Origin of the sequence: Oribacterium sinus (assembly GCF_963553175.1) — a bacterium.
Taxonomy (GTDB): Bacteria; Bacillota; Clostridia; order Lachnospirales; family Lachnospiraceae; genus Oribacterium; species Oribacterium sinus_B.
On sequence record NZ_CAUVME010000063.1, the window covers coordinates 1 to 5,360 of the forward strand.

The 5,360-nt window shown below is 45.8% G+C and carries 6 protein-coding genes; 5 read left to right on the plus strand and 1 reads right to left on the minus strand.

What is annotated here, in order from left to right; all coding sequences use genetic code 11:
• Positions 1-716: anthrax toxin lethal factor-related metalloendopeptidase (locus RYO92_RS10680; RefSeq protein WP_331649010.1), on the minus strand; the 716-nt coding region annotated here is incomplete at its 3' end.
• Positions 717-1,040: 324 nt separating this feature from the next.
• On the opposite strand from RYO92_RS10680, the gene RYO92_RS10685 reads away from it, so the two are divergent.
• The 5 genes from RYO92_RS10685 to RYO92_RS10705 form a co-directional block, all read left to right on the plus strand.
• Positions 1,041-2,246, plus strand: coding sequence for an NRAMP family divalent metal transporter (locus RYO92_RS10685; RefSeq protein ID WP_315370367.1), 1,206 nt, complete (start codon positions 1,041-1,043; stop codon positions 2,244-2,246).
• A 45-nt stretch (positions 2,247-2,291) separates the two neighbouring features.
• Complete coding sequence (gene pxpB, locus RYO92_RS10690; protein ID WP_315370368.1) at positions 2,292-3,017, plus strand: 5-oxoprolinase subunit PxpB; 726 nt, start codon at positions 2,292-2,294, stop codon at positions 3,015-3,017.
• A 1-nt stretch (position 3,018) separates the two neighbouring features.
• Positions 3,019-4,029, plus strand: coding sequence for a biotin-dependent carboxyltransferase family protein (locus RYO92_RS10695; RefSeq protein ID WP_315370369.1), 1,011 nt, complete (start codon positions 3,019-3,021; stop codon positions 4,027-4,029).
• Positions 4,030-4,042: 13 nt separating this feature from the next.
• Complete coding sequence (gene accB / locus RYO92_RS10700) at positions 4,043-4,480, plus strand: acetyl-CoA carboxylase biotin carboxyl carrier protein (protein WP_315370370.1); 438 nt, start codon at positions 4,043-4,045, stop codon at positions 4,478-4,480.
• Positions 4,481-4,491: 11 nt separating this feature from the next.
• On the plus strand, positions 4,492-5,360 hold an 869-nt coding region (locus RYO92_RS10705), incomplete at its 3' end, for an ATP-binding protein (protein ID WP_315370371.1).

Genomic DNA, 5,360 nt, shown 5'->3' on the forward strand with positions numbered 1-5,360 from the left:
GTTACCGCTTCCTCCGGTACCGGGTGGCTAGCGTTAAATTCCGTTACCAACTGATCGATAAAAGCATAAGTAGCGGGAGCTACAACCTGTAGCTGCTCGGGAGTATCCACATAAGCTTTAAAGCTTCCGGCAAAGTACTCTGTACTGTCGGATTTCTCATATTGGGTTACCAAACCGTTTTGATTGGCTTCCTGCTGATAGATTGCTACGAAATCCGCTTCCTCGGAACGAGAGCGTTTTCCTCTGGTAACATAGCGGAAGACCTGATTTCCATAACGCTTTTCTTGTAAAAGAATTTCTTCGTCTTTATATACTACATCATCGAAATAATGTCCGATTTCATGGGCAAGAGCGTAGGCTCCCAGTAAGTCCTGGTCGGATAGCATTATGTTTGCTTCCATTCCATCCAGTGCGGTATACATGCCGATGACATTGTCTCGTCTTTGTTTACTGTTAAAAAAAGTAATACTGTTATGATTCAACTCATACTGTAAACGAATGGATGCAGGAATTCTGTTATAAACTTCAATAGCCGCATTGACCTGGGCATCATTCACTGCACCATCTCCCTGTTTTAAAGGGATTCCGGCAAAAACCGGAGAGCTTGCCAGAAGAGAACATAGGGTAAGAACTCCTAAGCCTTTTCTTCCGTAATTTTCTAAAGCCTTCAAAATCCTTCTTGAAAATGCCTTAGTTTGTGTAAAAAACTTTTGCATATTTGCTCCTTTCTCATGCAAATGGCTAAGAGTAGCTCTTAGACCCAGCTTATATATCGGCCTATTTATAAAATAAATTAGAAAATTCAAAGCTTGGAAAAATTCTTAAGAAAATACTGCGGATTTCCGCTTCTGTTCTGTGTTGTTCCATGTTTATTCTGTTTTCGTTCTATTCTTATCCGGGAAAATCCGGAAAAAAATCTTGACGCTCGAGAAAAAATGACTATACTGTGTATAAGACTTAATTTAAAGACACTGATAAATAAGTCTTAAATAAACAACGCAACAGTTCAACTGTCCAATAAAATGAAGGAGGAACTTATTATGAGCGGAACGAAGAAGAAAAGCGGAGCACTGCTTGGAGCAGCCTTTCTGATGGCAACTTCAGCCATCGGACCGGGATTTTTAACCCAGACGGCAAAGTTTACCGGTGATTTTAAAGCCAGCTTTGCCTTTGTTATTTTAGCTTCGGTTATTTTGGCGGCGATTGCTCAGCTGAATATCTGGCGTGTGCTTTGCATCAGCGGCATGCGGGGACAGGATGTGGGCAACCGTATCCTTCCGGGACTGGGATATTTTGTTTCCTTCTTAATTGTTTTGGGCGGTTTGGTTTTTAATATCGGAAATGTAGGAGGAGGTGCTTTAGGATTACAAACGGTTCTGGGAATTCCCACACAGCTTGGCTATTTTCTTGCAGGAGGTCTGGCTATTCTGGTTTTCTTATCCAAGAATGCCAAAGGAATTATGGATCACTTGGTTAAGATTCTTGGGGCTGTCATGATTCTTGTTATCCTGGTGGTCATCTTTATGGTAAAGCCTCCCATTGCCTCCGGCCTTAAGAACAGTATTCTTCCGGAAGCCAGCATCGTAAGTTTATTCCCTGCCATCCTTACTCTTTTGGGCGGTACGGTTGGAGGATACATTACCTTCGCGGGAGCGCACCGTTTGATTGATGCGGGAGTTACCGGAGAAGATAAGTTGAAGGATATTAATTATTCCGCGCTTATGGGAATGTTTGTAGCAACCCTGGTTCGTGTCCTTTTGTTCTTTGCGGTATTGGGTGTTGTGGTGAAGGGTGCCAGCTTGGATGCGAAGAACCCTGCAGCGGATGCTTTCCTTCAGGGCGCAGGTGTAATCGGACAAAGAATTTCCGGTTTGGTTCTTTGCTGTGCGGCCATTACCTCCATCGTTGGTGCGGCGTACACCTCTGTCAGCTTCTTAAAGACCTTATCTCCTGCAGTGGCTAAGAGAGAAAATCTTTTTATCATTGCCTTTATTCTTCTTTCCACCCTGGTAATGGCAGGGCTTGGAAGTCCGGCAAAGCTTCTGGTTTTGGCAGGCTCTCTGAACGGTTTAATCTTACCGGTAAGCTTAGGCATTTGCCTTGTAGCTTCTCAGAATAAGAAAATTATGGGAGAAAATTATAAGCATCCGAAAATTCTGCTTTTCTTGGGGATTATCGTGGTAGTATTATCTGCTTATGTGGGATTAAATTCCTTGACAAAGCTTTCCGCTCTATTTGCTGCTTAAGAGGCAGGAGCGTAGCGAAATGTGAAGTTCGGAGAAAGGAAAACTATGGAAAAGATACGAGTGCTTACTGCAGGAGACTCTGCCCTGTTGCTTCAGTTTGAGCAAAGAATCGGAGAGGATGTGAACCGCAGAATCAGCGCTACGGTAAAACTATTGAAAATGCAACAAATTGAGGGAATTGTGGACATGATTCCCGCCTATGCCTCACTTCTTGTGCAATACAATCCATTGGTTATTCGTTACGAGGAAATCTATAAGAGGGTTTCCGCCATTGTAAAGATGGATACCAAGGTGGAAAGCATGGAGAAGAAGGTCTGGGAGATTCCCGTATTGTACGGAGGAGAGCTGGGGCCGGATTTCTCCTATGTGGCGGAGCATGCCGGCATCAGCGGCGAAGAGCTGATTCGTCTGCATAGTGAGAAGGACTATCTTGTGTATATGCTGGGCTTCTTACCGGGCTTTACCTATCTTGGCGGGTTGGAGGAAAAGCTTCATACTCCCAGACTGGAAAATCCCAGGGTGAAGATTCCTGCAGGCTCTGTAGGCATCGGAGGCTCCCAAACCGGCGTTTATCCGGTGGATTCTCCGGGAGGCTGGCAGCTTATCGGAAGAACCCCGGTAAAGATGTATGACCTGGAAAAGCAGGATCCTATTTTGGTACAGCCGGGGGAATATATTCATTTTTATCCGATTACGGATTCTGAATATACAAGGATTTCGGAGGCGGTAGCTGCAGGAAAGTATACGGTACAGTGGCATAAGGAGGGCTGATATGGGATTTCGAGTTATTAAGGGAGGCCTTCTTACTACGGTTCAGGACTTAGGTCGTACAGGTTATCAGGCCCAGGGCTTTAATGTGAACGGTGTTATGGATAGAAGAGCCTTTCGTATTGCAAACCTGCTTTTGGATAATCCGGAAAATGAGGCGGTGCTGGAATGCACTTTAATCGGTCCCACCTTGGAGTTTACCGCGCCTATGATTATCTCCATTACAGGAGGAGATTTCCGACCGGAATTAAATGATGAAGCCATCCCTATGTATACAGCCATATATGTGGCGAAGGGAGATGTGCTGAAGGTAGGTTCCGCCAGAACCGGACGAACTTGTTATATCGCCTTTTCCAACTATTTAAAGGTGCCGGTGATTATGGGCTCCCGTTCTACCAATTTAAAGTGTCAGATTGGCGGCTTTAAGGGAAGAAAATTAGAGGATGGGGATTATCTGGATACCAGAATTAATCGAAGAATTTATCTTCCCAGCTTTCTTTCCAGAACCCTCCCCTTAAAGGAGTATGAGGAAAGTAAAGTGAAGATTCGGGTGGTGCCCGGACCGGAGGAAGAGGTATTTTCCAAAAGAGGAATCAAGAGCTTCTATGAAAGCGAATATACGGTGGGAAGTGAGTTTGATCGTATGGGACTTCGGCTGGAGGGAGCATATATTGAAAGTAAGAAGGGCTCCGACATTATTTCCGACGGAATTGCCCTAGGCTCTATTCAGGTTCCTTCCCATGGAAAACCCATTGTCCTTCTGGCAGACCGGCAAACTACCGGAGGCTATGGAAAAATAGCTACGGTGGCAACGGTAGATTTGCCAAAGCTTGTACAAAGAAGGATGGATGATAAGATTCATTTTGAAAAGATTACGGTACAGGAAGCGCAAAAGCTCCTACTGGAAGAGGAAAAGGAGCTACAGGAAATGCGAAAGCTGATTCATAAGCCCTGTAAGGAAGTCTTAGATTGTCGTTTGGCGGCAAAACGCTTATCCAAGTTATTTGAGAAGTAGGAGAGGAGAAAGAATGGATTTAGAAAAGGTAGAGGGCTTGGTAAGAATTTTGGAGAATTCCTCCTTAAATACCATGTCCATTAAAGATGGAGATTTTAAGATTGTTATGAGTAAATTAGACCATCCTCCCGTGCTTGCTCAGGGAGGAGCATCTCAGGTGGTTTATGAGAATCCGACTACGGAAAAGCAGGAGAATTCGGAAGAAGAGAATGAGGTACATATCACCAGCCCTATCGTGGGAACCTTTTATTCCGCATCGGGACCGGATATTCCCGCCTTTGTTGCGGTGGGAGATAAGGTAAAGGCGGGAGACACGGTTTGTATTCTGGAAGCTATGAAAATGATGAACGAAATCACCGCGGATTTTGACTGTGAAATCGAGGCAGTACTGGTTTCCAATGAGCAGAAGGTGGAGTATGGACAGCCTTTGTTCCGTGTGCGTAAGCTGTAAAGGAGGCGGAAGTGTTTAAGCGAGTCTTAGTAGCCAACCGGGGAGAGATTGCCGTTCGGGTAATTCGGGCTCTTCGGGGCATGGGTATCCCCTCCGTGGCGGTATATTCCAAAGAAGACCAGGACAGCCTTCACGGAAGACTGGCGGAGGAAAGGGTATGTATTGGAGAGGGTTCTTCCCGGAATTCCTATTTAAATATGGACACCCTGATTACCGTAGCCAAGAATACCGGCTGTGATGCCATTCATCCGGGCTATGGTTTTCTGTCGGAAAATGCTCTGTTTGCCGAAAAATGTAGGGAAAACGACATTTGCTTTATCGGACCGAGTCCGGAGGTGATAGACGGCATGGGGAATAAATCCCAGGCCAGAACCAAGATGCGGGAAGCCGGGGTGCCGGTGGTACCCGGTTCTTTAAATGCTCTTTATGATGTGAAGGAGGCCTTAGAGGAAGCCAAGGCCATGGGCTTTCCGGTGATGATTAAGGCCAGCTCCGGCGGCGGCGGAAAGGGTATGCGGGAATGCTATTCCGAGGGAGATTTTGAAAATGAATTCCTTACCGCCCAAAGGGAATCCGCCAATGCCTTTTCCGATGATGCCATGTATCTGGAAAAGCTGATTTTGGAGCCCCGTCATGTGGAAGTGCAGATCATGGGAGACAGCTTCGGAAATGTGATTGCTCTCGGAGAAAGAGATTGTTCCATCCAGCGAAATCACCAAAAGCTGGTGGAGGAATCCCCCTCCCCCATTGTGACAGCGGAAAGCCGTAAAGCCATGATGGAGGCTGCGGTGAATGCGGCCAAGGCGGTGTCTTACGTAGGAGCCGGCACCATAGAATTTATCGTGGATCAGGAAGGCAAGTTCTATTTTATGGAAATGAA